The 25976-nt window shown below is 63.5% G+C and carries 26 protein-coding genes, 1 tRNA gene and 1 pseudogene; 14 read left to right on the top strand and 14 right to left on the bottom strand.

Going from position 1 to position 25976, the window contains the following annotated elements; translation table 11 throughout:
- The first annotated feature begins 139 nt into the window (after positions 1–139).
- On the top strand, positions 140–499 hold the full coding sequence (locus ACSX1D_RS08255; protein ID WP_208709555.1) for a histone-like nucleoid-structuring protein, MvaT/MvaU family: 360 nt from the start codon (positions 140–142) through the stop codon (positions 497–499).
- A gap of 157 nt (positions 500–656) precedes the next feature.
- Positions 657–932 (top strand): pyocin activator PrtN family protein, encoded by a 276-nt coding sequence (locus ACSX1D_RS08250; RefSeq protein ID WP_074915953.1) that lies wholly within the window; start codon positions 657–659, stop codon positions 930–932.
- On the opposite strand, the gene ACSX1D_RS08245 is transcribed toward ACSX1D_RS08250, so the two are convergent.
- The gene (locus ACSX1D_RS08245) at positions 902–2083 is read right to left on the bottom strand and encodes a tyrosine-type recombinase/integrase (protein ID WP_439861773.1); all 1182 of its coding nucleotides are present in this window, start codon (positions 2081–2083) and stop codon (positions 902–904) included. The genes ACSX1D_RS08250 and ACSX1D_RS08245 overlap by 31 nt on opposite strands.
- 109 nt (positions 2084–2192) lie before the next feature.
- Here ACSX1D_RS08245 and dusA point away from each other — a divergent pair, with 109 nt between their 5' ends.
- A complete protein-coding gene (gene dusA, locus ACSX1D_RS08240) occupies positions 2193–3203 on the top strand; it encodes a tRNA dihydrouridine(20/20a) synthase DusA (RefSeq protein ID WP_439861772.1) in 1011 nt (336 codons plus the stop codon).
- Between the two features lie 64 nt (positions 3204–3267).
- Positions 3268–4194, top strand: coding sequence for a transaldolase (gene tal / locus ACSX1D_RS08235; RefSeq protein WP_439861771.1), 927 nt, complete (start codon positions 3268–3270; stop codon positions 4192–4194).
- A 60-nt stretch (positions 4195–4254) separates the two neighbouring features.
- Here the strand turns inward: tal and rssC are convergent, their stop codons facing one another.
- Complete coding sequence (gene rssC, locus ACSX1D_RS08230) at positions 4255–4737, bottom strand: anti-sigma factor antagonist RssC (protein WP_208710219.1); 483 nt, start codon at positions 4735–4737, stop codon at positions 4255–4257.
- Positions 4738–4745: 8 nt separating this feature from the next.
- Positions 4746–5930, bottom strand: a complete 1185-nt coding sequence (gene rssB, locus ACSX1D_RS08225; protein ID WP_208709547.1) for a two-component system response regulator RssB — start codon at positions 5928–5930, stop codon at positions 4746–4748.
- A gap of 212 nt (positions 5931–6142) precedes the next feature.
- Between rssB and ACSX1D_RS08220 the strand changes: the two genes are divergently transcribed.
- On the top strand, positions 6143–6442 hold the full coding sequence (locus ACSX1D_RS08220) for a PilZ domain-containing protein (RefSeq protein ID WP_439861770.1): 300 nt from the start codon (positions 6143–6145) through the stop codon (positions 6440–6442).
- A gap of 80 nt (positions 6443–6522) precedes the next feature.
- Here ACSX1D_RS08220 and ACSX1D_RS08215 read toward each other — a convergent pair whose 3' ends face one another.
- The gene (locus ACSX1D_RS08215; RefSeq protein WP_439861769.1) at positions 6523–7224 is read right to left on the bottom strand and encodes an MlaA family lipoprotein; all 702 of its coding nucleotides are present in this window, start codon (positions 7222–7224) and stop codon (positions 6523–6525) included.
- 247 nt (positions 7225–7471) lie between these two features.
- Between ACSX1D_RS08215 and ACSX1D_RS08210 the strand changes: the two genes are divergently transcribed.
- Entirely contained in the window at positions 7472–8188 is a 717-nt protein-coding gene (locus tag ACSX1D_RS08210) for an HAD family phosphatase (RefSeq protein ID WP_439861768.1), read from the top strand.
- A gap of 156 nt (positions 8189–8344) precedes the next feature.
- Positions 8345–8611 carry a DUF4404 family protein gene (locus ACSX1D_RS08205; protein ID WP_208709539.1) on the top strand — a complete coding sequence of 89 codons (267 nt, stop codon included), beginning with the start codon at positions 8345–8347 and terminating at the stop codon, positions 8609–8611.
- 48 nt (positions 8612–8659) lie between these two features.
- Here the strand turns inward: ACSX1D_RS08205 and queF are convergent, their stop codons facing one another.
- From queF to ACSX1D_RS08190, 3 genes are all read right to left on the bottom strand, one after another.
- Positions 8660–9490 carry an NADPH-dependent 7-cyano-7-deazaguanine reductase QueF gene (queF, locus tag ACSX1D_RS08200; RefSeq protein ID WP_439861767.1) on the bottom strand — a complete coding sequence of 277 codons (831 nt, stop codon included), beginning with the start codon at positions 9488–9490 and terminating at the stop codon, positions 8660–8662.
- A gap of 104 nt (positions 9491–9594) precedes the next feature.
- Positions 9595–10293 carry an orotidine-5'-phosphate decarboxylase gene (gene pyrF / locus ACSX1D_RS08195; protein WP_439861766.1) on the bottom strand — a complete coding sequence of 233 codons (699 nt, stop codon included), beginning with the start codon at positions 10291–10293 and terminating at the stop codon, positions 9595–9597.
- A gap of 169 nt (positions 10294–10462) precedes the next feature.
- Positions 10463–10726: a DUF1127 domain-containing protein gene (locus ACSX1D_RS08190; protein WP_439861765.1), complete on the bottom strand. Its 264-nt coding sequence runs from the start codon at positions 10724–10726 to the stop codon at positions 10463–10465.
- 96 nt (positions 10727–10822) lie between these two features.
- Here ACSX1D_RS08190 and ACSX1D_RS08185 point away from each other — a divergent pair, with 96 nt between their 5' ends.
- Entirely contained in the window at positions 10823–11677 is an 855-nt protein-coding gene (locus ACSX1D_RS08185; RefSeq protein ID WP_439861764.1) for a LysR family transcriptional regulator, read from the top strand.
- A 119-nt stretch (positions 11678–11796) separates the two neighbouring features.
- On the opposite strand, the gene efp is transcribed toward ACSX1D_RS08185, so the two are convergent.
- Positions 11797–12372 carry an elongation factor P gene (gene efp, locus ACSX1D_RS08180; protein ID WP_208709529.1) on the bottom strand — a complete coding sequence of 192 codons (576 nt, stop codon included), beginning with the start codon at positions 12370–12372 and terminating at the stop codon, positions 11797–11799.
- A gap of 33 nt (positions 12373–12405) precedes the next feature.
- Positions 12406–13545 (bottom strand): elongation factor P maturation arginine rhamnosyltransferase EarP, encoded by a 1140-nt coding sequence (gene earP / locus ACSX1D_RS08175; RefSeq protein WP_439861763.1) that lies wholly within the window; start codon positions 13543–13545, stop codon positions 12406–12408.
- Between the two features lie 352 nt (positions 13546–13897).
- Between earP and ACSX1D_RS08170 the strand changes: the two genes are divergently transcribed.
- Complete coding sequence (locus ACSX1D_RS08170; protein ID WP_439861762.1) at positions 13898–14344, top strand: DUF3592 domain-containing protein; 447 nt, start codon at positions 13898–13900, stop codon at positions 14342–14344.
- Between the two features lie 90 nt (positions 14345–14434).
- Here ACSX1D_RS08170 and ACSX1D_RS08165 read toward each other — a convergent pair.
- Positions 14435–14524 (bottom strand) — tRNA-Ser (locus ACSX1D_RS08165).
- 364 nt (positions 14525–14888) lie between these two features.
- Here ACSX1D_RS08165 and ACSX1D_RS08160 point away from each other — a divergent pair.
- The 4 genes and pseudogenes from ACSX1D_RS08160 (at position 14889) to ACSX1D_RS08145 (ending at position 18894) form a co-directional block, all read left to right on the top strand.
- The gene (locus ACSX1D_RS08160) at positions 14889–15578 is read left to right on the top strand and encodes a crotonase/enoyl-CoA hydratase family protein (RefSeq protein ID WP_439861761.1); all 690 of its coding nucleotides are present in this window, start codon (positions 14889–14891) and stop codon (positions 15576–15578) included.
- Positions 15579–16126: 548 nt separating this feature from the next.
- A pseudogene (locus ACSX1D_RS08155) lies at positions 16127–17101 on the top strand (cache domain-containing protein); the annotation flags it as partial.
- A gap of 78 nt (positions 17102–17179) precedes the next feature.
- Entirely contained in the window at positions 17180–18007 is an 828-nt protein-coding gene (locus ACSX1D_RS08150; protein ID WP_439862281.1) for a methyl-accepting chemotaxis protein, read from the top strand.
- Between the two features lie 164 nt (positions 18008–18171).
- The gene (locus ACSX1D_RS08145; protein WP_439861760.1) at positions 18172–18894 is read left to right on the top strand and encodes a 1-acylglycerol-3-phosphate O-acyltransferase; all 723 of its coding nucleotides are present in this window, start codon (positions 18172–18174) and stop codon (positions 18892–18894) included.
- Positions 18895–19122: 228 nt separating this feature from the next.
- Here ACSX1D_RS08145 and ACSX1D_RS08140 read toward each other — a convergent pair whose 3' ends face one another.
- The 4 genes from ACSX1D_RS08140 to ACSX1D_RS08125 all read right to left on the bottom strand — a co-directional run bounded on the left by ACSX1D_RS08140 (position 19123) and on the right by ACSX1D_RS08125 (position 24334).
- A complete protein-coding gene (locus ACSX1D_RS08140) occupies positions 19123–19851 on the bottom strand; it encodes an amidotransferase (RefSeq protein ID WP_439861759.1) in 729 nt (242 codons plus the stop codon).
- A 145-nt stretch (positions 19852–19996) separates the two neighbouring features.
- Positions 19997–20599, bottom strand: a complete 603-nt coding sequence (locus tag ACSX1D_RS08135) for a hypothetical protein (protein ID WP_439861758.1) — start codon at positions 20597–20599, stop codon at positions 19997–19999.
- A gap of 221 nt (positions 20600–20820) precedes the next feature.
- Positions 20821–22965 carry a 3-hydroxyacyl-CoA dehydrogenase NAD-binding domain-containing protein gene (locus ACSX1D_RS08130; protein WP_439861757.1) on the bottom strand — a complete coding sequence of 715 codons (2145 nt, stop codon included), beginning with the start codon at positions 22963–22965 and terminating at the stop codon, positions 20821–20823.
- 163 nt (positions 22966–23128) lie between these two features.
- The gene (locus ACSX1D_RS08125) at positions 23129–24334 is read right to left on the bottom strand and encodes an acetyl-CoA C-acetyltransferase (RefSeq protein ID WP_439861756.1); all 1206 of its coding nucleotides are present in this window, start codon (positions 24332–24334) and stop codon (positions 23129–23131) included.
- 752 nt (positions 24335–25086) lie between these two features.
- Here ACSX1D_RS08125 and ACSX1D_RS08120 point away from each other — a divergent pair.
- Entirely contained in the window at positions 25087–25887 is an 801-nt protein-coding gene (locus ACSX1D_RS08120) for a c-type cytochrome (protein ID WP_439861755.1), read from the top strand.
- Positions 25888–25976 lie beyond the last annotated feature (89 nt).

Genomic DNA, 25976 nt, shown 5'->3' with positions numbered 1-25976 from the left:
CCCTCCTCAAGGGTGATATTTCTGCCCACCGCTACGATCTTGAAAACTGGCGGCAACCCTCACCTCCATCGTCTGCAACAGTCGTGGAATCGAGTTATAGTTGATACTCAAATCAGCCATATAAAAGGAAGCACATAAAATGTCGAAGCTTGCCGAATTTCGCGCCCTTGAACAGCAACTGGCCGCTCAACTGGCAGAGCTTGACGCTCTCAAGAAAGACGGTGGCCTGAAGAAGGAAATGGAATTCGAGGAAAAACTCCGCACCCTGATGTCGAAGTACGACAAAGGCCTGCGCGACATCATTGCTATCCTCGATCCGCAAACCAAAATCGGCAAGCTCAGCAAACAGGACTCCGGCGTACGCCGTCCTCGCCAAGTTAAACGCTACAAGCATCCTAAGACCGGCGAGGTTGTTGAAACCAAAGGCGGCAACCACAAAGTTTTGAAAGCTTGGAAAGAAGAATTCGGCGCCGACGTCGTCGAAAGCTGGTTGCAATAACGATTTACCGAGCCGTTGGCGCCTCGTTTCACCAACGGCGCCGACGCCGCCCAAGGCGTCACTCGCTCCCCCGCGCCCAACTACGAAGTAGCTTGTTTGCCATCAGACCTAGCGCCAATACGCTGAATCCATTGGAATGGCGCTATGGCATGGGGCAATGAAGACACTGTTTTTGCTGATGGCTCAGTACGACGGACAGGCCGTAATTCCTATCGAATGGGTATGCCGAGATTTCCTTGGCCTTTCGGTAGACAAGTTCAAACGCAAGCGCCTGATGGGAGAAATAGACCTTCCAGTGATGCGACTGGGCGCAAATTCGCAGAAGGCCAACCTTGGCGTGCACCTGGAGGATCTCGCTGCCTACATCGATAGACAGCGAGAGGCTGCAATCAGAGAGCAGGATCAGTTGATGGATCGACGGCGCCTCGCCTGAAGCGCACCCCCTCGGTCTTCAGGAGCGTCAGGCGCCACCCGCGCACCCAGTACTACAGGGGCTCCGATGATCTTCTCCAACCAGGGCCAATTCTTGTAGGGATCTCCTCGCCCATTCAAATGCGTATAACGACGCATGGAGTTCCAGTCGCGATGCCCTGATACGCTCGCGACCCTCGGTATATCCCAATCCATCTCGAAGAACCGGCTCACGCCATCATGGCGCAGATCATGGAAGTGCAGATCCTTGATAGTCAGAAACTTGCAGGCGCGAGTGAAGGCCGCAGAAATTGAGTCCGAGCAGTACGGGAATATCTCTCGGCAAGACTTAGGCATGCTCTGAATAATCTGCCAAGCCTCCTCCGGCAGATGACACCAGACATCATTACCAATCTTCTGCCCAGGATTTTTCATATCCCGAACAAGCACCGCCCGCCGCCGCTCATCCAGATCCTCCCAGCGAATCCGCGTGATTTCCTCCTGCCTACGCGTCGAGAAGATCGCAAAAGCTATGACCTTGGGCATATGTATCGCGCTAGGCCTGCGTGCCTGGAGATCGAAAAAGTAGGCAAGCAATCTGTCCAACTCATCCCCGCTCGGCCTCCGATCACGCTCTCGACTCCGAGTCACCATACCCAGCTTACGTAGCACCTTGCGCGCATCAGTCATAGCGCTCGCGTCGATCTCATACCCCCAGGCAGGCTTAGCGACAGACAGGACCGCGCCAAGGTGTGCGAGATCGTTCCCAACGGTCTGGGCCTGAACGCCGCCGCCCTCCTTGCCCATTCGCCATTGCGCGTACTCAACCAGCTTCTGACTTGTCAAATCGACATCAGCGACCTGGCCTAGCCAGGTTCCACTGATCGCCTTCAAGGTGGCTCGCTTCGTCGTTCCGAGCGGGCGGATCAGCTCGTACTCCTCCAGATAGCGCTCAATGATTTTCTTGAGCGGCACATCTTCCCGCGAAGCCTTTTCGAGAGCACCGGGCAACGCAAGCTCGGCCTCCCTCCTCATCATCCAGGCGCGGGCAACCGGCTTACGGTCGAAGGACTGGCTTTCTTGGTAGACTATGACTCCCTTGCGGCGCAGCCGAATCTGAACCGTGTACTTGGTCTGCCCGCTTTTGTTCACGCGCCGAGTGATCGTTCCCATATCGCTCATCACCAGTGCTAAAAATGCATTTACCAGTGCTAAATTTTAGCACCACATGCGCAAAAATGGGCAAAAACAAGCCTTTTCGGCCTTCAATTGACCTGAACCAATGCCTCTAGAATCAGCCTCAACACCAGAAACCACGCGCCCTGCGCTGTCCCGCCGCTTTTCCGTGGCGCCGATGATGGATTGGACTGACCGGCACTGCAGGTTCTTCCTGCGCCAGCTGTCCAGGCACACCCTGCTCTACACCGAGATGGTGACCACCGGCGCCCTGCTGCATGGTGACAGCGCGCGCTTCCTGCGCCACAGCGCAGCGGAATACCCACTGGCCTTGCAGCTGGGCGGCAGCGTGCCGGCGGATCTGGCCGCCTGCGCCAAGCTGGCCGAGGATGCCGGTTACGACGAGGTCAACCTGAACGTCGGTTGCCCCAGCGACCGGGTACAGAACAACATGATCGGCGCCTGCCTAATGGCCCATCCGGCGCTAGTCGCCGAGTGCGTCAGGGCGATGCGCGATGCGGTGAGCATTCCGGTGACGGTCAAGCACCGCATCGGCATCGACGGTCGCGACAGTTACGCCGAGCTGTGCGACTTCGTCGGCCAGGTATGCGAAGCCGGCTGCGAGAGCTTCACCGTGCATGCACGCATTGCCATCCTCTCCGGCCTGTCGCCCAAGGAGAACCGCGAAATACCGCCGCTTCGCTATGACGTGGCGGCGCAGATCAAGCGCGACTTCCCGGACCTGGAGATAATCCTCAACGGCGGCATCAAGACCCTTGATGAGTGCCGCAACCACCTGCAGACCTTCGACGGCGTGATGCTCGGCCGCGAGGCTTACCACAATCCCTACCTGCTGGCCCAGGTGGACCAGCAGCTGTTCGGCGCCGAGGCGCCGTCGCTGAGCCGTTTCGAGGCCATGCAGTCGATGCGCGGTTATATCGCCGCGCATCTGGCCGAAGGCGGCAGCATGCACCACATCACCCGCCACATGCTCGGTCTGGCCCAGGGATTCAAGGGCGCGCGGCGCTTCCGTCAGCTGCTTTCGGTGGACATCCACAAGACCGCCGAACCGCTGGCGCTGTTCGACCAGGCCGCGCAATTGCTGCAAGGTCACTAGTCGCCGTTGAGCCGCCCCGGCGGCTCGGGTAAGGTCGTGACATCTGCAACGACAAGGCTGTGTCATGACCTCCAAGCTGGATCAACTCAAGCAGTTCACCACCGTGGTCGCCGATACCGGTGACCTCGACGCCATTGCCCGGCTGAAGCCGGTCGACGCCACCACCAACCCTTCCCTGCTGCTCAAGGCCGCGGCCATGCCGCGCTACGCCGAACTGCTGCGTGGCGCTGTCGCCGCCAGCAATGGCGACCTGGGGCTGGCCTGCGACCGCTTCGCCGTGGCGGTCGGCCAGGAGATCCTCAAGGTGATTCCAGGGCGCATCTCCACCGAGGTGGACGCCCGCCTGTCGTTCGACACCCAGGCCACCCTGCGTCGCGCCGAGCGCCTGATCGAGCTCTATGAACAGGCTGGCATCGGCCGCGAGCGGGTACTGATCAAGATCGCCGCGACCTGGGAGGGTATCCGCGCGGCCGAGCAACTGGAGAAGGCCGGCATCCAGTGCAACCTGACCCTGCTGTTCGCCTTCGCCCAGGCCCAGGCCTGCGCCGAAGCCGGCGTGTTCCTGATCTCGCCATTCGTAGGGCGCATCTACGACTGGTACAAGAAAACCGAGGGCCGCGACTTCGTCGGCGCGGAAGACCCCGGCGTACAGTCGGTCACGCGCATCTACGACTACTACAAGGCCAACGGCTACTCGACCGTGGTGATGGGTGCCAGTTTCCGCAACCTCGGCCAGATCGAGCAGCTGGCCGGCTGCGATCGACTGACCATCAGCCCCGATCTGCTGCAGCAACTGGCCGACGAGCAGAGCCCTCTCGAGCGCAAGCTGAGCGGCGGCAAACCGGCCGAGGCCCGCCAGTCCCTCGACGAAAGCCAGTTCCGCTGGGCACTCAACGAGGACGCCATGGCCACGGAGAAGCTCGCCGAGGGCATTCGCCTGTTCGCCCGCGACCAGGAAAAGCTGGAAGCATTGCTCGCCAACCTCGCCTGAATGCACTGCGGGGCGCCGACTTGCATCAGGCGCCCCGCAGCGAACTCAGGCGATGAACACTCAGTGGTGCTCTAGCGCACTGACCAGATCGTGGAAGGCTTCGCGGTTGGATTCGTTCAGGCCCATGAGGATGCGGTGCGCCTCCAGGACCTTGGCCCGGACCACCTCTTCAGACTGATCCTGTGATGGCAGGTCGGCCAGGCATTCCGGGCAGGGAATTGGCTTGTTGACGATATTGAACACCTGATCGAACCCCATCGACTGCAGCAGACGGGTGATGTCCGCATGGGTGGTCACCACGGTGGGCAACAGGCCGATCTTCTGCCGCGAGAGTATCGACAGCTTCGCCAACAATCCCAGGGTGGTGCTGTCGATGCTGCGCGTCTCGGTCAGGTCGATGACGATGGCCGAGAAATTCAGGGCAGTGAAGATCTTTTCGATGGTGGCATCCAGCGCCGAACAGAGGGTCAGGCGCACTTCGCCGACGAACTTCAGGACAAAGGTACCGTCTTGTTCGGCGAACTGGATTCTACCGGGGTTCATCCCAGGATTCATGCAAGGTTCCTGCTTAACACCAGCAAGGCAATATCATCCGGCATATCCGCCAGATTGGCCAGCCCGAGCACCTGACGCAACCCCTCCAGGGTGCCGCCTGCCGAGGCCACCAGTTCGGGCAGCGCGGTTTCCTTCTCCTGCAGCGTCTCGCCAGGCAGCAGATCGAGAATCCCGTCGGACAGCAGCGTCAGGCTGAAGGACTCCGGCAGCTTGAGCTTGTGATCGGCGTAGTCGGCCTCCTCGAACAGTCCGACCGGCAAACCACGACCGCTCAGGTACTGGGCCTGGCCCTCACTGAACAGCACCGGCAACGGCAAATGGCCGCCGATGCTGTAGTTCAGTTCGCCGCTCTGCTCATCGATCACCCCGCCGAGCATGGTCACATGCTTGCCGAGCTTGCAGTTGATCAGGCCGCGGTTGATATGCGTGAGTACTTCCGAGGGCTTGAATTCGCGCAGGCGGCCGCCGCGGCGCGACTCGTACAAGAGTCGCGTGGTCATGAACTTGAGCAGCACGGTGACGAAGGCAGAGGACGCGCCGTGACCGGAGACGTCGGCCAGGTAGAAGGCCACACGCCGTTCGTCGACCCGGAAATAGTCGACGAAGTCGCCGGACAGATAGAGCGACGGGATGATCTGATGGGCGAACTGCAAACCATCGACCTTCCAGGGCGTCTCCGGCAGCATGTTCATCTGCACCTGGCGCCCGGCATTCTGGTCTTCCTGCAACAGGTGCAGACTGGCCTGCAGCTCGCGGTTGGCCGCCTCGAGCTTCTCGCGGTAGCGGCGGTTCTCCTGGCGCAGGTGAGCACGATCCAGGGCGCGGCGCACGGAGTGCTCGAGCACCGCGAGATCTTCCAGGGGCTTGATCAGGTAGTCGGCGGCACCAAGACGCAGAGCCTCGACCGCATCGGTCATCACCCCTGCGCCGGACACCACGATGACCGGGGTTTCCACTTCCAGCGCGTTGATCCGGCGGATCAGCTCCAGCCCATCGACTTGCGGCATGCGTAGATCGCAGACCACCAGGTCGGGCTGCTCGCGCTGAAACACCTCGAGCCCCTGCAGACCGTTGGCCGCTTGCAGGACGTGGAAGCCGCTGTCTTCGAGGTAGGCCGCGAGGCTCGCTCGCACTACTTCGTCGTCGTCGATGATCAGCAGCGTGGCACTGGTTCTGTGCATGGGATATCCAGGCAAACTGCGCCGGGGATGAGTGGACGTAGACGTCAGGCCGCAGCCTGCCCGCGCATACTCGGTTTGCGTTAAGGCGCAGACGGTACTCCCATCCTTTGCCCGATTCAAGCGCACGCCGATCATCGCATCGCGACTTTACACCCCAAATCGGCCAAGGTTATAAGGGCGGCAGGAGAGCGGCATAATAAGAGGATAGCCCCATGAGCCAGAGTGATCGTGCCTACAGTGAAAAACGCGACTACATCCGCATGCGACTGGAAGCGCCGGTCACACTGCACCATGCCGGCCAGGAAATTCCCGCGCTGTGCCTCGACCTGTCGAGCACCGGCATGCAGCTGGAAGCTAGATCGACGCTGGACATGGGCGACCAGGTCCGGGTGCATATCGCCTCGGAGCACAACGAACTCAAGGGCCTGGATGCCCACGCCGAAGTCGTGCGAGTCAGTCAACTGGAGGACGGCCGCCAGGCGCTGGGCCTGGCGATCATCTCAATGAACTGAAACCTCGCGCGCTTGCGCCCGAACAAGAAAGGCGGCCACGGGCCGCCTTTCTTGTTTTCAACGCCGCGCCAAGGTGGACGCTAGAAGTCGTCCTCGACCTGTCCGTCCTGCACCCTGAACTCGCGATTCTGCAGGTAGGCATTACGGATGAACAGGTACTTGTCGCCACTGATCAGCTTCTCCGCCGACAGCAGGCTGGCGCGGGTATCGATGACATCGACGCCACGGGTCAGGTTGCGCGTGGGCACATGGCTCATATGGGGATAGGGTTCGAGGAAGGCGTCCGGAACCTTGCCGGCTGCGTCACGAATGGTGCTGGGCCCCAGGAGCGGCAGCACGATATAGGGCCCACTCCCCAGGCCCCAGGCGCCCAGGGTCTGGCCGAAGTCCTCATCATTGCGCTGCAGGCCCATGCGGGTGGCCACGTCGAAGAAACCGAGCACGCCGAACGTGGTGTTGAAGATCACCCGCCCCGTGTCTACGCCGGCATCATGAAATTTGCCTTGCAACAGATCGTTGGCCAGGTTGCCGATATCGCCGAGGTTGCCGAAGACATTGTGCACGCCGTCCTCGAGAAACTCGGGGGTAACCGCCTGGTAGCCCTGGGCCAGCGGCTTGAGCGCGTATGTATCGACGGTGTCGTTGAAGCGGAAGATCACCCGATTGACGCCTTCCCAAGGATCCTCTTCGGCCGCCTGCGTGACGAGCGGAAGCATCCCCAAGCCGACGCAGACCAGCAATCGGCCCAGGCGCTCAATCCAGTTCGTTCCGAATACATACATTGCAATCGCTCCTTGAGAAAAAACGGAGGCCGGTCAGCAGGCGGCCCTGGTAGCAGCCGCGCAGTATAAAGCCTGCAACCGGATATAGGCAGCATAGCGGAGTGACTCTCCGCTAAGCCCCAAGCCCTGCCGCCTGCCACCAAACGCCGCCGCTATCGGCAATAAGGCGGCGCCTGTCACGAGCCAGTCATCGCCTCGTCATCTCCACTCGTTAGCCTGGCGCAGCCCCTTATCGAAGTCGACCGCCATGCCGCCGCTTGCCCGCCCCGCCCCCTTCTCCGCCCTGTTGTTCGGGCTGTCAGGCTGCCTGGTCGACTTTGGCGCCCGCACCATCCCGGTTGCCCTGCAGCGCCTGTGCCCAGCGCGCGTTGACGTGCCGAACAACCTGCAACAACTGCTCGGCCGCTCGCCGCAGGGCGACGAGCTACTCGCCTACCATCGAGCCCTTGGCGAGGCGGCCAGTGAACATGCCGAGTACACGCCCGGGGCAAAGGAGCTGCTCGTACAGCTGCACCAGCAGGACATCCCCTGCGCCTGGCTTGACGAGCTGCCGCGCGACGCCAGCGCCGGCCTGGCGAAGCACCTGCCAGACTGGCTGCACGGCGCTGCCCCAAACGCAAGCAATCGCCCCTGGCCGGCCCCTGACGCCTGCTGGCAGCTGCTGGTCGAGCTGCAGGTGGAGCAACTGGCGGGCTGCGTGCTGATCAGCGGCGAGCCGCGCCTGCTCCAGGCCGGGCTCAACGCCGGCCTCTGGACCGTCGGCCTGGCTGCCTGCGGGCCGCTCTGCGGCCTGGCACCCGCCGACTGGCGCGCACTGAACGGCGACGAGCGTGACCGCCTGCGCAGCCAGGCGACCCTCAGCCTGTACCGTCTCGGCGTGCACTCGGTGATCGACCATCTGACCGATCTGCCCGCCTGTCTGGACGACCTGAGCGCTCGGCGACACAAGGGCGAGAAACCCTGAGGCTGGGCAACTGCGCCGCCGCATCTCGAGGGCCGGCGCGCAAGCGTGAGTCAGGGCAGGCAAAGCCGCCGCGCTTGGATTACCCTGAAGGCAGGCAGGGACCTTTCGCGGGTGCGCAGGGTCAATGCTTTTGCCTATTCGAAAAGGGAGAACCCTATGCCTGCAAACCGTCTGCAGCAGCAACTGGAAGACCTGCGCAATCAATTGGCACAGGATCCCCCGCTGAGTGAAGAGGAGCGCGCCTCGCTGTACGTGCTGACTCAGGAGATCGAGTTGCAGCTGGCCCGCCAAGCCGCTGCCGCGCCCGATGCGACGCTGATCGACGGGGTCAACCTGGCGGTGGAGCGCTTCGAGGCCAGCCATCCGACCCTGGCGGGCACCCTGCGCAATATCCTGCAGAGCCTGGCCAACATGGGGATCTGAAGCTCCAGCCGGCGAACAGAAAACCCCAGCTGCGGCTGGGGTTTCTCGTTACTGGCGGACCAGGCGGCGATTGTCCGGCTCGATCGCCTCGCTGCTGCGATACGGATTGATATCCAGACCGCCGCGGCGCACATAGCGCGCATACACCGTCAGCTGCTGCGGCTTGAGCAACTGCAACAGGTCGAGGTAAATGCGCTCGACGCACTGCTCATGAAAGTCGGCATGCTGGCGAAAGCTCACCAGGTAGGCCAGCAGGCTGGCAGGATCCAGCGCCGGGCCCCGGTATTGCACCACCACGCTGCCCCAATCCGGCTGACCGGTGACCGGGCAGTTGGATTTCAGCAGGTGGCTGTGCAGGCTTTCCTCGACTATGCGCCCGGGCTCGCAGCGCAACAGCTGCGCCTGTGGCTGGGCATAGTTGCTGATGGGCACGTCCAGCTCGTCGATGCAGCGGCCCGGCAAACTCGCGACACCCTCGGCGGCCACCTCACCCAGACTGCGTACCCGCACGCCGACCGCCTTGCCGGCGGCGGCCGACAGGTCCTTCTGCAACACGGCGCACAGCTCGGAAGTATCGGCGAATACCGTCTGGTTGAGCGAATTGAGGTACAGCTTGAACGACTTCGACTCGATGATATTGGGTGAGTCCGCCGGAATGGCGAACTCACCGATCGCCACCACCGGCTTGCCCGAGGGCAGCAGCCAGGACAATTCGAAGCAGTTCCAGAGGTCCACCCCCTGATAAGGCAAGGTCGCCGCCGTCAGGCCCAGCTCGGCCCATTTCGGCGCGCGCGGGATGGAAAACAGCAACGACGGCGTATAGGTGGCGATGTATTCGCTGGATTTGCCCAGAGGCGAATCTTCGGCGGCGGGATGCATGGCAGAAACCTGAGTAAGCGTGATGGGGCGATTGTATACAACAACCCCGATGAATTCAGCGCCGGACGGCTGCCTCTTTAGCTCCCGCCCAGCGCCCCGGGGATTCAGGCCAGCTCCGCCACCAACGCCGCCAGCGCCTGGGCCGGATCGGCCGCCTGGCTGATCGGCCGGCCGATCACCAGATAGTCGGAGCCGGCATCCAGGGCCTGGCGCGGGGTCAGGATGCGCCGCTGGTCGTCCTGGGTGCTGCCGGCAGGACGAATCCCCGGGGTAACCAGTTGCAGCGACGGATGGGCGGCCTTCAGCGCACCGGCCTCCTGGGCCGAGCAGACCAGGCCGTCCAGGCCGGCCTGCTGCGCCAGCCCGGCCAGGCGCAACACCTGCTCCTGCGGCTCGACATCCAGGCCGATGCCGGCCAGGTCCTCGCGCTCCATGCTGGTCAGCACGGTGACGCCGATCAGCAGCGGCGCCTGGCCACCCAGCTTGTCGAGGGTCTCGCGACAGGCCGCCATCATGCGCAGACCGCCCGAGCAGTGCACGTTGACCATCCACACGCCCAGCTCGGCAGCGGCCTTGACCGCCATCGCCGTGGTGTTGGGGATGTCGTGGAATTTCAGGTCGAGAAACACCTCGAAACCCTTGTCGCCCAGGGCGCCGACAATTTCCGGCCCGCAGCGGGTGAACAGTTCCTTGCCGACCTTGACGCGACACTGCCGGGGATCGAGCCGATCGGCCAGCGCGAGTGCGGCATCGCGGGTCGGAAAATCCAGGGCAACGATGATCGGAGTCTGGCAAGCGGACATGGGCGGGCTCTCTGGCTGGGGAAATCGGCGCGCATTGTAACGGAAGCCAGGGACGCTTGCCGCCCCACCGATCCGGCCGCCCTATCAGAGCGGCCGACACCTCTCCCAGCAGGCGCTGGCCAGGATGCCGATGCCGCTAGACAGCACCCTGGCCGGCATCGACTTCAGCCTATCGACGACTCCGCTCGTGGTGACCGGCAGATCTCGCCAGGGGATCGTCCCAGAATGGCCGTTCGCTTTCGAGCAGCACATCGGCGCGACTCAGGCCGAGGTCGCTGAGCGTCTCGTCGCTCAGGCTGGCCAATCGCCGCCGCTGCTCCGCCAGTTGCCGCCAGCGCTTGAGTTGCAGCCAGAGCGCCCTGACAAGAGCGCTCGGACTCACGCCGGGATAAGACAAGCCATGAGCAATTGCATAACCTTTCTGACCTTTCATCTCGTCGCCCTCCTGTGGGGTTGGCGACAGTCTCGCGCCCGGCTTATGATCAATCCAACGAATGTTTCTTATGTCATGCATCTTGGAGATTGATGAATGGCCAACTACCCGAGCATCGACAGCGAACTGCTGCGAACCTTCGTCGCGATTGCCGACCACGGGGGCTTCACCCGCGCCGCCGAGATGGTCAATCGCACCCAGTCGGCGGTGAGCATGCAGATGAAGCGCCTCGAGGAAGACGTACTGCAGCGCCCGCTGTTCCAGCGCGATGGCCGCCAGGTCAGCTTGACCGCCGAGGGCCAGGTGCTGCTGGGCTATGCACGGCGCATTCTCAAGCTGCACGGCGAGGTGATGACCACCCTGCGCGAGCCGCATATGGTCGGCGCGGTGCGCATTGGCACGCCGGATGACTACCTGATGCGCTTCATGCCGGGGATTCTCTCGCGCTTCGCCCAGGCCTACCCCCTGGTGCAGGTGGAGCTGCACTGCGAACCCTCATCCGGCCTTCTGCAGCGTCAGGACCTCGACCTGACCATCGTCACCCGCGAACCGGGTAACGAGATCGGCCAACTGCTGCGCCAGGAGCGCATCGTCTGGGCCGAGGCGCAGGGTTTCAGCCCCCATGAACAGGAGCCGCTGCCGCTCGCTATGTTCAACTCCCAGTGTTTCTGCCGCTCCTGGGCCTGCAACGCGCTGGACGCGATAGAGCGCGAGTACCGCATCGCCTACACCAGCCCGAGCCTGTCGGCGATCATGGCCGTGGTCAGCGCCGGGCTCGCCGTCACCGCGCAATTGCAGAGCCTGATCACCCCGGACCAACGCATCATCGGCGAAGCCGAAGGACTGCCAGCCATGCCGTCGGCTAGCATCGTCCTGCTGCGCAGCCCCCACACCCAGTCGCCGGTAACCGAAACCCTGGCCGAGCACATCGTCGAGGGCTTCAGACTCTAAGCCCGAACGCCCGCGCACGAAGCCACAGGCCTACCTGTCGTAAACCCTGAAGTCGAAAAACCCAGGCATAAAAAAACCCGACGCCAGGGTCGGGTTTTTTCAACGCATCAGACCTGGACTCAGGCCTGCGGCGCCTGGGTGCGGCCCTTGTAGGTGCCGTCACGGGTATCGATCTCGATCCAGTCGTCGATTTCGACGAACTCGGCGACCTTGATCTCGGTGCCGTTGCGCAGCTTGGCAGGCTTCATCACCTTGCCGGAGGTGTCGCCACGAGCGGCGTTCTCGGTGTAGACCACCTGGCGCACGATGGTGGTCGGCAGGTCGACGGAGATCACCTTGCCTTCGAAGAACACGGCTTCACAGACGTCGGTCATGCCTTCTTCGATGAACGGCAGGACGCTTTCCAAGTCTTCGGCACGCAGCTCGTAGGAGTTGTATTCCGGGTCCATGAACACGTAGTCGTCACCGCTGATGTAAGAAAGGTTCACTTCCTTACGCTCCAGGATCACCGGCTCCATCTTGTCGTCGGCCTTGTAAACGGTCTCGGTCTTGGAGCCGTTCAGCAGGTTCTTCAGCTTCATCTTGACGATGGCGCTGTTGCGGCCGGACTTGGTGAACTCGGCCTTCTGGACCAGCCACGGCTGGCCGTCGATCAGGGCCACGCTGTTGGGCTTCATTTCTTGTGCGGTTTTCATACGAATATCCGGTTTGGATGGGGATACAAATTTCTAGGCCGCGTATGATAGCCAATTTCGGTAAAACTGTACCAGCGCCGCGGCAAGATCGGTCCGCGCGCCCTGCTCCAGGCTCCAGCGCTGCGCATGCGCGACCAGCACCGGCCAGTGCGGGTGCAAGGCCTGCCAGCTTTCGCCCATCCCCTCCCCGGCGTTCCAACTGCGCCATAGCCGCGCCAGCGCCCCTGCCGCTTCGGGCGGCAGGCCTTGTGTGTAGAGCGCCAGGAATGCCTCGAGCTTGTCCCAGTGCGCCCCCTCCGCCTGCTGATAGATATGCCAGAGCAGCGGCCGCCCGGCCCACTGCGCCCGCAGGAAGGAATCCTCGCCACGCACCGCGTTGAAGTCACAGCACCAGAGCAGCCGGTCATACTGCGCCTGCTCGATAAATGGCAGCACCTGAACCTGCAACTGCCCGCGCTGGCGGATATCGCCGGCCGCCAAGCGCTGCGCGCCGATCCACGCCTGCAGGTCGTCGAGAATGCGCCCTTCCGGCACCAGCAGCTGGCTGGGACGGCTGTCCGCTGCCAAGGCATCCAACCAACCGGCCAATCCGGGGTTCTCGTAGGCGAAAAGCGAGATCAGGCGCGCACCGGGCGAATGCGTTACACCGAGCCCGGCAAGAAAAGCCGCCCGCGCGCCGGCATCGGCCTGAAACGCCTGGCGTTCATTCATCAGATCGCGCTCGCGCAGCAGACCGCCGCTACCTACGGTAAATCCCGGGAAAAAGAAGAACTTCTGCAGCCCACTTGACTGCAGGGACGGCAGGCCGTGACAGCCGTCGACCCAGTCCTCGGCACTCAGGTATTCGAGGTTGAGCCACAGCACCTTCGCCGGTCGCGCCGCCATGGCCGCCACATAGGCCGCCGGCAGCTCGCAGGCGAACGCCTCGATGACCACATCCGCCGGCGCCCTTGACTGCCAGTCCCCCGCCCAAAGGCACAGCTCCACGCCCTGCCGCACCTGGCGCTTGGCGCTGGCATCTGCGCCGGGGCAGATGCGCGCGAACGCATCCATGTCATCCACCCACAGGCGTACCCCCAGTCCATGCTCGGCAACCAGCTGCCTGGCCAGGCGCCAGGTCACCCCAATATCGCCGTAGTTATCGACGACCCTGCAGAAAATGTCCCACTTCACGTTTGCTTTCCCAGAGTACGGCCAACCAGCCTGATGCCTTGGCCTGAATGAGCGGCAGCCGGCTGCGTGACGGACTCACAGAGTTAAACCCATTGCTGGCTGATAAGCCCCGGACGAATGATGCCGATACAGAACGAAGACATTCACGCTTGCCGACTGAACTGACGAAGCAAGACCGAGAGACTGAGAGAACGGAGGCAACAGCCATCCGCCGTTGACCAAGGCGTGGGACCTGGCGGTAGAATTCCGCTCCCTCCGCGCCAATCCTATTTCCATCCCGCACCGCAGCAGCCACTCTACTGCCCTTCGTCAAACCCAGGCAGATGCTAACCCCTCAACCCCAGGAGTAGTCATGAATTCAGCCTTTTGGGGAGGCACCTTTCTCCTTGTGCTATCCACCTACCTGCTGTGGCACGCACTGAAGTCATTCCTTCGCCATGAGGCGAGCAAGCGCTGGCCGGCAGTGCCCGGTCGCGTTCTCAGCTCCGAAATCGTTGCCCACAGCGCCGACGCCGACCGCCATGACTTCCTACTGCACTATGAGTACCAGGTAAGCGGAGTGCGCTACCAGGGTAACCGAGCGACGCTCTACCCAATCCTTCAACAGGAGGACGCAGAGAAGCTCGCCCAGCGCTTTGCCCCAGGCCAGAAAGTTGCCGTGCACTACGACCCGGCAGCTCCTGCCGAGGCCACCCTGATCACAGGTAGCAAGCCAGGCAGCCGCTACGTCGAACTCGCCCTGGCCGGGGTCAGCTTGGTGATCAGCCTGAGCATGATGGCTTATGGGCTGAGGGGCTGAGGGGCTGAGGGGCTGAGCAGTCGCCCCAGCCCTCAGAAAGCGAAAAGCCCCGAGAACTTGCTAGCTCTCAGGGCTTTAGCTGTATCTATCTGGCGGTGAAGAAGGGATTCGAACCCTTGATACGGTTTCCCGTATACACACTTTCCAGGCGTGCTCCTTCAACCACTCGGACACTTCACCGGATCTCGCCGGACATCGCTGTCTGTCGAGGCGCGCTAATCTAGCCGAACAGTTCGCCAAAGGCAAAAGTTTTTTTCAAAAGATTCATGCGCTTATGCCAAATGCTGGTTATTGGGCTGCTACGTCCTGCTCCCGGCGCGGCCATAGGGAAGGCAAGCCGGCGATCATGCTCTGCGACCGCCGCATCCGAAACGGACTCTATCGACTGCCGGTGACCACGCGCTCCAGCCGAGCCGCTCGCGTCGCGTGGCGCCCGCCTCAGAAGAACCGGGCCTGTTGGCTGACCAACCGGTCAGCCGCCGCGCTTTACCTAGACGGAACGGGTGAGTAACGTCTGCCCCACCTCAGCACAAGGAACCCCGCGATGAGCGACCTGATCAGCTATCAACTCGAAGACGGCATTGCCACCCTGACCCTGAACAATGGCAAGGTGAACGCCATTTCCCCGGACGTGATCGCCGCCTTCAATGCTGCGCTGGATCGCGCCGAGCAGGACAAGGCCATCGTCGTCATCACCGGCCAGCCGGGCATTCTCTCGGGCGGCTACGACCTGAAGGTGATGACCTCCGGTCCGCAGAACGCCATCGCCCTGGTTGCCGCCGGCTCGACGCTGGCGCGGCGCATGCTCGCCCATCCCCTCCCGATCATCGTTGCCTGTCCCGGCCATGCGGTGGCCAAGGGCGCCTTCATCCTGCTCTCGGCCGACTACCGCATCGGTGTCGAGGGTCCGTTCAGCATCGGCCTGAATGAGGTGCAGATCGGCATGACCATGCACCACGTGGGCATCGAACTGGCCCGCGACCGCCTGCGCAAGTCGGCGTTCCATCGTTCGGTGATCAATGGCGAGATGTTCGACCCGCAAGGCGCCGTCGATGCCGGCTTCCTGGATAAGGTGGTGCCGGCGGAGCAACTGATGGCCACCGCCCTGGAAGCCGCGCAACAGCTGAAGAAGATCAACATGACCGCGCACCGCAACACCAAGCTGAAAGTGCGCCAGGCGCTGCTGGAAACCCTCGATAAGGCCATCGAGCAGGATCGCCAGCAACTGCTCTAACCGGTACTCGCGCAACGAAAAAGCCCGGTGGGAGTAACGGGCTTTTCTTGCATTGGTTACCAGAAAGTACGAATTCATCCTGACCGCCTAGTGACTGGCACTGCAGCCAATGCCGCCATCCCTGATCTGGTCTGGACTACTGATGGCATGCTCGTGGCCGACATGCCTGCCTTCCCCCCGACCTATGCCGGCCTGGCAAGCTCATCGCTGTCCGACGGTACATCACGCCAGCACCGGCTGCGGCCCAAATAGCCACCGCTAGCGTCGGCCCTTGCCCTCGCCGCCCTTGCCATTGTAATCGCCACCAGCGCTTTCCGACGGATAGGCGCTGGATACGAATGAAACGCCCGCAGGCACCAGCGCAGCCGAGGCGAACAATCAGTGCACAACTGGAGGGTCGCAGGGGGAGATCACACCGGAACGGCCATCAGCCAATTAAAGAACCTTCAATTGTTCGTCAGGCGTAAAGAATCCGAGTTGATGGCCGACTCCCTTGTACCGGACCTCCAGCAGTTGGCGAGGTCCGAACCAATAAGGAATAAGCGCCTATGAAAATTGCCCACAAAGTTGGCCTCGCGGCGGCGACCGTGCTGTTTCTCACCACCAGCCTGCTGTCACTGGTGCAGATCAGTCAGGTCCGCACCAGCCTGAACGAGCAGACCGAGTCCAGCATCAAAGAGGCCAGCGGCGCCCTGGCGCGTCAGATCGAGAACTGGTTGAACGGCAAACTGCAGCTGATCGACATGATGGCGCAGAACATCGACAGCGGCTTCAGCGCCGAGCGGATCCAAAGCGTGTTCGACCAACCGATTCTCAAGCAGCAGTTTCTGCTGATCTTCGGCGGACTCGATACCGATGGTAAGCGCATCACCAATGACCCGAGCTGGAACCCTACCGGTTGGGATGCGCGGCAGCGGCCCTGGTACCCGGTGGCCAAGTCGGCCAATCAGGCGATGCTCACCGAGCCTTACCCCGACGCCGCCAGTGGCGAGATCCTGATCTCCGCCGTAGCCAAGCTCAGCGACCGCGGTCAGTTCAAAGGGGCCTTCGGCGGCGACATCAGCCTGAAGACCATCTCCGACACCATCAACACCCTGAACTTCAACGGCGCCGGCTATGCCTTCCTGCTGGCCCGTAACGGCAACATCATTTCGCACCCGAGCACCGAGCTCAATGGCAAGCCACTGAGCGAGCTGTTCGATGGCCAAGCCCCGGCCCTCAAGCAAGAACTGACCGCCATCAGCGGCAACGGCGAGAACATGCTGGTGTCCTTCACTCCGCTGAGCAACCTCAAGGGCATGGACTGGTACATCGGCGTGGTGCTGGATGAAAGCAAGGTCCTCGCCGAGGCCAACGCGCTCAGCTGGCGCGCAGCCACCGGCACCCTGATCGGCGTGGCCCTGAGCCTGCTGCTGCTGGGCGCACTGATGGCCCACCTGCTGCGCCCGCTGAGCCAGCTGCAAAACTCCTTGCGCGATATCAACAGCGGTGAAGGCGACCTGACCCGCCGCCTGCCAGCCGAGGGCAATGACGAGATCGCCGCGGTCGAGCGCGAGTTCAACGGCTTCCTGCAGAACCTGCAGAGCCTGATCGGCGATGTGATGGGCAGCTCGCGCCAGGTTCGCGAAAGCACCTCGCTGACCTCGATCGAGGCCGACCAGGCCTCCGGTCGCCTGCAGGAGCAGCTGCAGGAGCTGGACCAGCTGGCCACCGCCATGCAGGAAATGGCCTCCACCGCCGAAGAGGTGGCACGCAATGCCCAGGCCGCGGCCCAGGCGGCGATCGCCGCCAACGACGAGACCGAGAACGGCGTGACCGTGGTTTCCCAGTCCACCGCGGCAATCAAGCGCCTGGCCGATGAAATGAACGACACCAGCCAGTCGATCAACGAGCTGGCCAAGCTCAGCCACAACATCGAGTCGATCCTCTCGGTCATCACCAGCATCGCCGACCAGACCAACCTGCTGGCGCTCAACGCGGCCATCGAGGCCGCGCGTGCCGGCGAGTCCGGACGCGGCTTCGCCGTGGTGGCCGACGAGGTGCGCTCGCTCGCCTCGCGCACCCAGCAATCCACCCAGGAAATCCGCCAGATGATCGATCAACTGCAGTCCGGGGTAAAACAGGCGGAAGCGCGCATGCAGCAGAGCCGCGACACCGCCAGCCAGACCGCAGAGGACGCCAGTGCAGCCAATGCCATGCTGGGGCGCATCCGCGAGGCGATCACCCGCATCAACGACATGAACCTGCAGATCGCCACGGCAGCCGAAGAGCAGAGCGCCACCACCGAGGAGATCAACCGCAACACCACCAACATTCGCGACATCAGCCATGAGGTCGCCAACGGCGCCGAGCAGCAGGTTCGCCAGTGCGCGGTGATGGTCGATCAGGTCGGGCACCAGGATCGCCTTCTGGGCCGTTTCAAGGTCTGAGTCGACGGCGAGCCCAGCGGGCAAGCCGCCCGCTGGCAACGAGCGAGCGCCAGGCAGGCGCCTCGCTCGCTGCAGAACCCGGCCAGCGCCACCGATCAGCAGCATTTGCCGAGTGCAGAGCGCCCCCCTACACTGCGCGCCCTTTCTCCTCTCGGGCGTTCCCAATGCTGTTTCTTCTGCGCATGCTAGCGATGGCCGTGCACTTCGTTCTAGCCGGCATGCTTGGCCTGCTGCTCGGCCTTTTGCGGCCGTTCAACCCGGATAACAGCCGCATCTGCGCCCGCCTCTACTCCCTACCGGCGCTCTGCCTGCTCGGCCTGAAAGTGAAGACCGAGGTCAAGCCGTTGCTGGAGCACCATCCCGCCTGCGTGATAATCGCCAATCACCAGTCCAACTACGACCTCTACGTCCTCGGACGCGTGGTGCCGCAGCGCACCGTGAGCATCGGCAAGAAAAGCCTGAAGTGGCTGCCGTTCTTCGGCCAACTCTACTGGCTGGCCGGCAATGTGCTGCTCGACCGCAGCAACGCGCAGCGGGCCAAGCGGGCCATGCTCAAGACCACCGACACCCTCAAGCAGCGCAACACCTCGATCTGGGTCTTTCCCGAGGGCACGCGCAACGGCGGCGGTGAGCTGTTGCCATTCAAGAAAGGCGCCTTCCAGATGGCCATAGCCGCCGGCGTGCCCATCATCCCGGTATGCGCCAGCAGCTACGTCAGGCAGATGCGCCTGAACCGCTGGCACAGCGGGCGCATCCTGATCCGCTCGTTGCCGGCCATTCCCACCGCCGGCCTGAGCCTAGACGACCTGCCGCGCCTGATGGAGCAGTGCCGCCAGCAGATGCAGCAGTGCATCGCCGCGATGGATCGGCAACTGGCCAGCTCCTGAGTCCCGGAGACGAGACCGCAGCGACGCCGTCCACGGCGAAACGTGGGCCTTCGGGCGCGCTTGGCTGCACGCCGCCTTGGTCTTCACCCCACAAGAACGCGGCAGGGCGCGAGTCCGCACTGCTCCCGTGACTGCCGCCGGAACCGCAAGATCCCCGACACCACCCTCGAATCAGGTGCGCGGGGATCAGAATACCCCGCGCGGACCCGAGCCTTCGCGCAGTCTCGCTTAGAGCTCCAGCCCCGAGCGTCCATGGGCGACGAAACGCATCATCCACTCGGCCACCGTATGGCCCTGGTGATCATGCTGGAGGCTGTCCACCCCTTGGCGATAGGCCTGCTCGCCAATGTGCTGCTGGCGGATTTCCAGCAGCTCCTTGGAATAGTCGTGAACGAACTCGGGATGCCCCTGGAAGCACAGCACCTGGTCGCCGATGCAATAGGCGGCGATCGGGCAGAAGTCGCTGGACGCTAGCAACGTCGCATTATCGGGCAGCTTGGTGACCTGGTCTTGATGGCTAATCAGCAGGGTCAGCTCCTCCAGTACCGGTGTCATCCAGGCCGGCTGGTGTGCCAGGCGATAACGATGGATGCCCACGCCCCAACCCTGCTCGGCACGCTCGGCTTTGCCGCCGAGCAGCAGCGCCAGCAGTTGATGGCCGAAGCACACGCCCAGCAGCTTGTCGCCCTTGGCGTAGCGGTCCAGCAGGTAGGTCTTGAGGGTTTCGATCCATGGATCGGTGGCGAAGGAGTCGGCCTTGCTGCCGGTCACCAGGTAGGCGTCGAAATGCGCGCTGTCCGGCGGGTAGTTGCCCTCCATCACGTTGTACACGCTGAACTCGGCGGCGATCGGCTGGTGCGCGAAGAGCCGCTCGAACATCCGGCCGTAGCCCTGGTACTGGTCGATCAACTCGGGACGAAGAATGTCTGTTTCCAGAATGCAGATGTTCAGCGACATGGGGCGGGTACCTGAAACGCGGGAGATGATGACTACAAGGCTCAAGCCTGCCTAAGCACGGACCGCAAGGCAAGTGGACGACGGCGGCAGAATGAAAAGGCCCGGCAGATAAGCCGGGCCGGGGTCGCGCCGCAATAGCCTGAGGTCAGTCGGCCAGTTCGCTGCCGCTCGCCTCACCCTCACCTTCGCCCTCTCCCGAATCGGTATCGGTATCGGTATCGGTATCGGTATCGGTATCGGTATCGGCCGCATCGTCGTCGGATGTATCGGTGCCGTCTTCGGCCTCGCCATCATGCTTTGTGCTGTTGGCCAGGGCGTTTTCCAAGCCCAGCGCAGCAGCCAAGGCTGCCGGCGTGCTGGCCACCACCGACATGGCCTTGGCCAGGCCAGTGGTCTCCTTGGATTTCGCCGCTTCGGAGGTTGCCGCGCCATGCCCCCCACTCGCGCTGGCGCCCTTGCCCTTGCCGTTGGAGCCGCCTTCGGCGTGCCCAGCACGACCGCCACCTATGCCGCCGCCATGACCATGGCCATGACCGCCCTCGGCACCGGCACCACCGTGGCCACCGCCGTGACCACCTCCACCGCCATTGCCAGCGCCGCCACCGTTGCCACCGTTGCCACCACCATTACCGCCACCGCCACCGCCACCGCCACCGCCACCGCCTTTAGCGTAGGCGGAGTCGACCAGCAGATTCATCTGCGGCACGGCCACCGACGACAACATCAGGGCACAGAATGACAAGGTCATGAGTGTCTTTATTTTCAACATGGCAGCTCTCCAGGATACGGCGCCAGCACGGCCCTGATCGGGCCAGGTAACTTCGCAGAGTCTAGCTCCGTTGCGCCGGAGGCGGCGGCGAACCGAGGCGGCACGCTGGATAAAACGTGAACGCCCCGGCAATTGGGTCGCCTGAACCGACCACCGGTACGACTGGATCACACCTGGCAGGCGCCAAGGCCTGCCGCCGCTCAGAACGCCTGCTTGCCAGCCGCCTTCTCCAGCAGCAACGCCGGCGGCTGGAAGCGTTGGCCGTACTGCTCGGCCAGGTACTGGGCGCGAGCGACGAAGTCCTGGAGACCGTATTGGTTGATGAACTGCAACGCACCGCCGGTCCACGCGGCGAAACCGATGCCGAAGATCGAGCCGATATTGGCGTCGGCGGTCGACTGCAACACGCCCTCCTCCAGGCATCTGACGGTTTCGATCGCCTGGATGAACAGAATGCGATCGCGCACGTCCGCGGCCGGGATCTGCCGGTCGGCCTTCTCGAAATGGCGCTTGAGCTCCGGCCACAGGTGTTTCCTGCCGGCCTCGGGGTACTCATAGAAGCCACCTCCGGCCGCCTTGCCCGCTCGCTGGTATTGCTCAAGCATCTGCGTGATCACCGCAAAGGCCGGGTGTTCGGGCGCCTCCTTGCCCTCCTCGGCCAGGTCCTTCAGGGTCTGCTGGCGGATATGCTGCATCAGGCTCAGCGACACCTCGTCACTGATCGCCAGCGGCCCCACCGGCATGCCGGCCTTGCGCGCCTCGTTCTCGATCAGCGCCGCCGACACGCCCTCGCCGAGCATGGCCATGCCCTCATGGGTGTAGGTGGCGAAGACCCGCGAGGTGAAGAAGCCGCGGCTGTCGCTGACCACGATCGGCGTCTTGTTGATCTGCATGACGTAGTCGAAGGCGCGGGCCAGGGTGGCGTCACTGGTATGCTCGCCGCGGATGATCTCCACCAGCGGCATCTTGTCCACCGGGCTGAAGAAGTGCAGGCCGATGAACCGATCCTGACCGTCCACCGCGGTGGCCAGGCCGGTGATCGGCAGCGTCGAGGTATTCGAGGCGATCAGCGCATCGCTCAGTGCCGCCCGCTCGGCCGCCGCGGTGACATTGGCCTTGAGGTCGCGATCCTCGTAGACGGCCTCGACGATCAGGTCGCAGCCGGCGAAATCGGCGTCCCTGTCGCTGGGCGTGATCCGTGCCAGGATGGCGTCACGTTTGTCGACGCTCATCTGCCCGCGACTGACCTTCTTCTCCAGCAGCCGGGCCGAATAGCCCTTGCCCTTTTCCGCCCTCTCCAGCGAGACGTCCTTGAGCACCACCTCGATCCCCGCCGCGGCCGTCACATAAGCGATGCCCGCGCCCATCATGCCGGCGCCAATGACCCCGACCTTCTTCGTGGTAGAGGGGGCCAGGCCTTGCGGCCGTGAGCCGCCGGCATTGATCTGGTTGAGCTGGAACCAGAAGGTGCCGATCATGTTCTTCGCCACCTGCCCGGTGGTCAGCTCGGTGAAGTAGCGCGCCTCGATGAGCTGCGCGGTGTCGAAGTCCACCTGGGCGCCCTCGACCGCGGCACAGAGGATCTTCTCCGGCGCCGGCAAGCAGCCCCTGGTCTTTTCCCGCAGCACACTCGGCGCGATGGCCAGCATCTGCGCCACGTTCGGGCTGGACGGGGTGCCGCCGGGCATCCTGTAGCCCTGCTCGTCCCAAGGCTGCCTGGCCTCGGGGTTGGCCACTATCCAGGCGCGCGCCTTGGCCAGCAGGTCGCCCTGGTCCGAGGCGAGCTGGTCGATCAAGCCGGCTTTCAGCGCGGCCTGCGGGCGCACCTTCTTGCCCTCGAGGAGATATGGCAGGGCCTTTTCCAGGCCAAGCAGGCGGACCATGCGCACCACCCCGCCACCGCCCGGCAGCAGGCCCAGGGTCACCTCCGGCAGGCCGAGCTGCACGCTGGCGCTATCCAGGGCGATACGCTGGTGACAGGCCAGGCAGATTTCCCAGCCGCCGCCCAGGGCGGCGCCGTTGATCGCGGCCACCACCGGCTTGCCCAAGGTCTCCAGGCGGCGAAGCTGGCCCTTGATCCGCAGGATCATCTGGTAGAAGTCCTTGGCGTCGGCCTTGCCAACCTTGATCAGCTCATTGAGATCGCCACCGGCGAAGAAAGTCTTCTTCGCCGAGCTGATGATCACGCCGGCAATGGCGTCGCGCTCGGCCTCCAGGCGCTCGATCACCTGGCCCATGGCCTCGCGATACGCCGCGTTCATGGTGTTGGCGCTTTGCCCTGGCATGTCCATGGTCAGGACAACGATATTGTCCGGGCCCTTTTCGTAACGAATGGCGTCAGTCATTTCTTTCAACCCCAAGTCAGTTGGGGAGCTCTTCACAGGCGTCAGAATCGCGGATCAGGCGAGGCGACAGTCGAGGGGCAAGCGCAGGCTACGGGCTGTAGATGCGCATTACCGCTCGACTCTCAACGCTGCAGGGTCGCGCGCAGTGGCCGATGAAGACTCCTTAGGTCCGTTCGATGATGGTGGCGATGCCCATGCCGCCGCCGACACAGAGGGTGGCCAGGCCATAGCGCAGCTGGCGCGCTTCCAGTTCGTCGAGCAGGGTGCCGAGGATGGCGCAACCGGTGGCGCCCAGCGGGTGCCCCATGGCGATGGAGCCGCCGTTGACGTTGACCCGCTCTTCGCTCAGGCCCATGTCCTTCATGAATTTCAGCACCACCGAGGCGAAGGCCTCGTTGACCTCGAACAGGTCGATGTCCTCCACCTTGAGCCCCGCCTTGGCCAGCGCCTTGCGGGTAGCCGGCGCCGGGCCGGTGAGCATGATGGTCGGATCGGTACCGGTCACCGCACTGGCGACGATGCGTGCGCGGGGCTTGAGGCCCAGTTCCTGCCCCTTGGCGGCGGAGCCGATGAGCATCAGCGCGGCCCCATCGACGATGCCCGAACTGTTACCCGGGGTATGCACGTGGTCGATGCGCTCGACCTGGCTGTAGACACGCAGGGCCGTGGCGTCGAAACCCATCTGGCCCATCATCTCGAAGCTCGGCTTGAGCTTGCCCAGTCCCGCCAGGGTCGAGTCGCCGCGAATGAACTCGTCATGTTCGAGCAGGACAATGCCATTCTGGTCGCAGACCGGCACCAGGGACTTGCTGAACGAACCATCGGCGCTGGCGCGCGCGGCCTTCTGCTGCGAGCGCAGGGCAAAGGCGTCGACATCGGCGCGGCTGAAGCCCTCCAGGGTGGCGATCAGGTCGGCGCCGATGCCCTGCGGGACGAACTGGCTGTGCAGATTGGTTTCCGGGTCCATCGCCCAGGCACCGCCGTCCGAGCCCATGGGCACGCGCGACATGGACTCCACGCCCCCAACCACCACCAGGTCCTCGAAGCCCGAGCGTACCTTCATCGCCCCGATGTTCACCGCCTCCAGACCCGAGGCGCAGAAGCGGTTGAGCTGCACGCCGCTGACGCTGACGTCCCAGTCCGCGAGCATGGCCGCGGTCTTGGCGATGTCGGCCCCCTGATCGCCCACCGGGGTGACACAGCCAAGGACGACGTCATCGACCTGGCTGGTGTCCAAGCCATTGCGCCGCTGCAGCGCTCTCAGCAGGCCGGCGACCAGGCTGACCGGCTTGACGCTGTACAACGCCCCGTCCTTCTTGCCTTTGCCACGGGGCGTGCGCAGTGCATCGAAAATGAATGCTTCGGTCATGGTGTCCTCGGACCTCCCTGGGGCTGGATAACGGCAGGGCCCCGTCGCTCTTCGCCGGGCGCTGCCATCGCTGATCCGCTCTACCATACCCCTGGCCCCGCCAGGCTCAATGACCTAAATGCTCAGGGCCATTGACCACTCCGTTCAGACAAACGGTCGGCTACTGGCCCTATACCGGCACGGCCCAGCGTGGAGCGTCTGGCTCAAGGCCCGGCGCAGTGGAGTGAATCATCCCCGATAACCCGATGTTCCAAGCAGCATGGTTATTGAAACCAAGTCATCTAATAAAAACCTGATGCGCCCCCTAGAGTTACAGGAGCTGGAATGCAGTGATCGACACATGCCAAGGACCGCCGCCGGGTATTGCCGGGGCGGGATGTCAGTCCACACCTGGTGTGACGCCGTAGCCTAGGATGCCTGGCGAACAGGCACCCGACGCCACTCCAACAATAAATACAAGGCAGATGGCCATGTTCAGACAACCCAAGTTTCGGCAAGCAAGCCTGATCGTCTTTGCCACCACCGTTATCCTGATCCTCCCCAACTTGACCCGTCTGGTCAGCTGACCCGCCACCATCCCTGGCGCCGGGCGTCGCCGTAGCGCGTTACGCACAGCGAAAAGCGGGATACCACCCTGTCACGTTAGAATCGGCGGCTGTGGGCCTTGGGCCCCGGCCTCCGTATTCGTGCACGCCCATCGCGGCACGAAACGGCCGGCATCACCGACCTTTCGACCAGCGGCAGAAACGAACATGCGTGGACTGATAATCGCCCTGATGGTACTGAGCGCCAGCGTGCAGGGCGCCGACCTGCGCCTGGACATTGGCCCAGGCAGCCGCGACTGGAGCAGCGCCGAGCTGCTCGCCCATCCGCGGGCACAACGCATCGAAGTCGGCGAGGACGTCAGCTACAAACGCAGCATGAGCTACCGGGCCGTGCCACTGGCTGCGCTGCTGCAAGGGGTTGGCGTGGAAGATCATCTGCAGGCGGTAGCCAGCGACGGCTTTGCCGCCGAACTGCCGGCCGCGTTACTGCTCGGCTCGAGCGGCGCCGTAGCCTGGCTGGCGGTGGAGGATCCGGCTCGACCCTGGCCGCCGCTGGCGCCGAACAAGCCCAGCGCAGGGCCCTTCTACCTGGTCTGGACAAACCCCGCGGCCGCTCGCATCGGCCCGGAGCAATGGCCGTTCCGCATCGCCCAGATCCGCAGACTGGCGCCGCTCGCACAGCGCTTTCCACAGCTACTACCGGCCCGCAACGCCGGCAAGCAGATCAACGCGGGCTTCGCCCAGTACCAGAAGCACTGCATGGCCTGCCATCGGCTGAACGGCGCGGGCGATTCCAGGTTCGGCCCCGACCTGAACATTCCACACAACCCCACCGAATATTTCGCCGGCGACTTCCTCGCCCGCTACATCCGCAATCCGCAAAGCCTGCGGCGCTGGCCCCAGGGACGGATGCCGGGATTCGACCAGGCCCAGCTGAGCGACAGCGAACTGGCCCAGTTGCTCGACTACCTGCGGCATATGGCGCAACGCAAGGTGAAAGCCCCTTAACCCGTGACTGCGCGGACCCGACCAGGCGCTGCAACGCCAGCAATGGCGCCGCCGCCCCGGGCATAGCGGCGCAGACATGACCACGTAGC

The organism is Pseudomonas sp. MBLB4136 (assembly GCF_051904765.1).
In the GTDB taxonomy this organism is placed as follows: domain Bacteria; phylum Pseudomonadota; class Gammaproteobacteria; order Pseudomonadales; family Pseudomonadaceae; genus Aquipseudomonas.
Note: the sequence above shows the minus strand (reverse complement) of the source record. Positions and strands in the feature narration are given on the sequence as shown.

Bases quoted from the DNA above. Each gene is read 5' to 3' on its own strand.
- ACSX1D_RS08215 (WP_439861769.1), bottom strand. From the start codon at position 7,224: ATGTATGTATTCGGAACGAACTGGATTGAGCGCCTGGGCCGATTGCTG.
- ACSX1D_RS08220 (WP_439861770.1), top strand. From the start codon at position 6,143: ATGAGCCAGAGTGATCGTGCCTACAGTGAAAAACGCGACTACATCCGC.
- pyrF (WP_439861766.1), bottom strand. From the start codon at position 10,293: ATGTCCGCTTGCCAGACTCCGATCATCGTTGCCCTGGATTTTCCGACC.
- rssB (WP_208709547.1), bottom strand. From the start codon at position 5,930: ATGCACAGAACCAGTGCCACGCTGCTGATCATCGACGACGACGAAGTA.
- ACSX1D_RS08145 (WP_439861760.1), top strand. From the start codon at position 18,172: ATGCTGTTTCTTCTGCGCATGCTAGCGATGGCCGTGCACTTCGTTCTA.
- ACSX1D_RS08160 (WP_439861761.1), top strand. From the start codon at position 14,889: ATGAGCGACCTGATCAGCTATCAACTCGAAGACGGCATTGCCACCCTG.
- dusA (WP_439861772.1), top strand. From the start codon at position 2,193: ATGCCTCTAGAATCAGCCTCAACACCAGAAACCACGCGCCCTGCGCTG.
- ACSX1D_RS08130 (WP_439861757.1), bottom strand. From the start codon at position 22,965: ATGACTGACGCCATTCGTTACGAAAAGGGCCCGGACAATATCGTTGTC.
- ACSX1D_RS08135 (WP_439861758.1), bottom strand. From the start codon at position 20,599: ATGACCTTGTCATTCTGTGCCCTGATGTTGTCGTCGGTGGCCGTGCCG.
- ACSX1D_RS08185 (WP_439861764.1), top strand. From the start codon at position 10,823: ATGGCCAACTACCCGAGCATCGACAGCGAACTGCTGCGAACCTTCGTC.
- ACSX1D_RS08140 (WP_439861759.1), bottom strand. From the start codon at position 19,851: ATGTCGCTGAACATCTGCATTCTGGAAACAGACATTCTTCGTCCCGAG.
- tal (WP_439861771.1), top strand. From the start codon at position 3,268: ATGACCTCCAAGCTGGATCAACTCAAGCAGTTCACCACCGTGGTCGCC.
- ACSX1D_RS08255 (WP_208709555.1), top strand. From the start codon at position 140: ATGTCGAAGCTTGCCGAATTTCGCGCCCTTGAACAGCAACTGGCCGCT.
- rssC (WP_208710219.1), bottom strand. From the start codon at position 4,737: ATGAACCCCGGTAGAATCCAGTTCGCCGAACAAGACGGTACCTTTGTC.
- queF (WP_439861767.1), bottom strand. From the start codon at position 9,490: ATGCATCCCGCCGCCGAAGATTCGCCTCTGGGCAAATCCAGCGAATAC.
- ACSX1D_RS08125 (WP_439861756.1), bottom strand. From the start codon at position 24,334: ATGACCGAAGCATTCATTTTCGATGCACTGCGCACGCCCCGTGGCAAA.
- ACSX1D_RS08170 (WP_439861762.1), top strand. From the start codon at position 13,898: ATGAATTCAGCCTTTTGGGGAGGCACCTTTCTCCTTGTGCTATCCACC.
- ACSX1D_RS08210 (WP_439861768.1), top strand. From the start codon at position 7,472: ATGCCGCCGCTTGCCCGCCCCGCCCCCTTCTCCGCCCTGTTGTTCGGG.
- ACSX1D_RS08205 (WP_208709539.1), top strand. From the start codon at position 8,345: ATGCCTGCAAACCGTCTGCAGCAGCAACTGGAAGACCTGCGCAATCAA.
- efp (WP_208709529.1), bottom strand. From the start codon at position 12,372: ATGAAAACCGCACAAGAAATGAAGCCCAACAGCGTGGCCCTGATCGAC.
- ACSX1D_RS08245 (WP_439861773.1), bottom strand. From the start codon at position 2,083: ATGGGAACGATCACTCGGCGCGTGAACAAAAGCGGGCAGACCAAGTAC.
- ACSX1D_RS08190 (WP_439861765.1), bottom strand. From the start codon at position 10,726: ATGAAAGGTCAGAAAGGTTATGCAATTGCTCATGGCTTGTCTTATCCC.
- ACSX1D_RS08150 (WP_439862281.1), top strand. From the start codon at position 17,180: ATGGGCAGCTCGCGCCAGGTTCGCGAAAGCACCTCGCTGACCTCGATC.
- ACSX1D_RS08250 (WP_074915953.1), top strand. From the start codon at position 657: ATGAAGACACTGTTTTTGCTGATGGCTCAGTACGACGGACAGGCCGTA.
- ACSX1D_RS08120 (WP_439861755.1), top strand. From the start codon at position 25,087: ATGCGTGGACTGATAATCGCCCTGATGGTACTGAGCGCCAGCGTGCAG.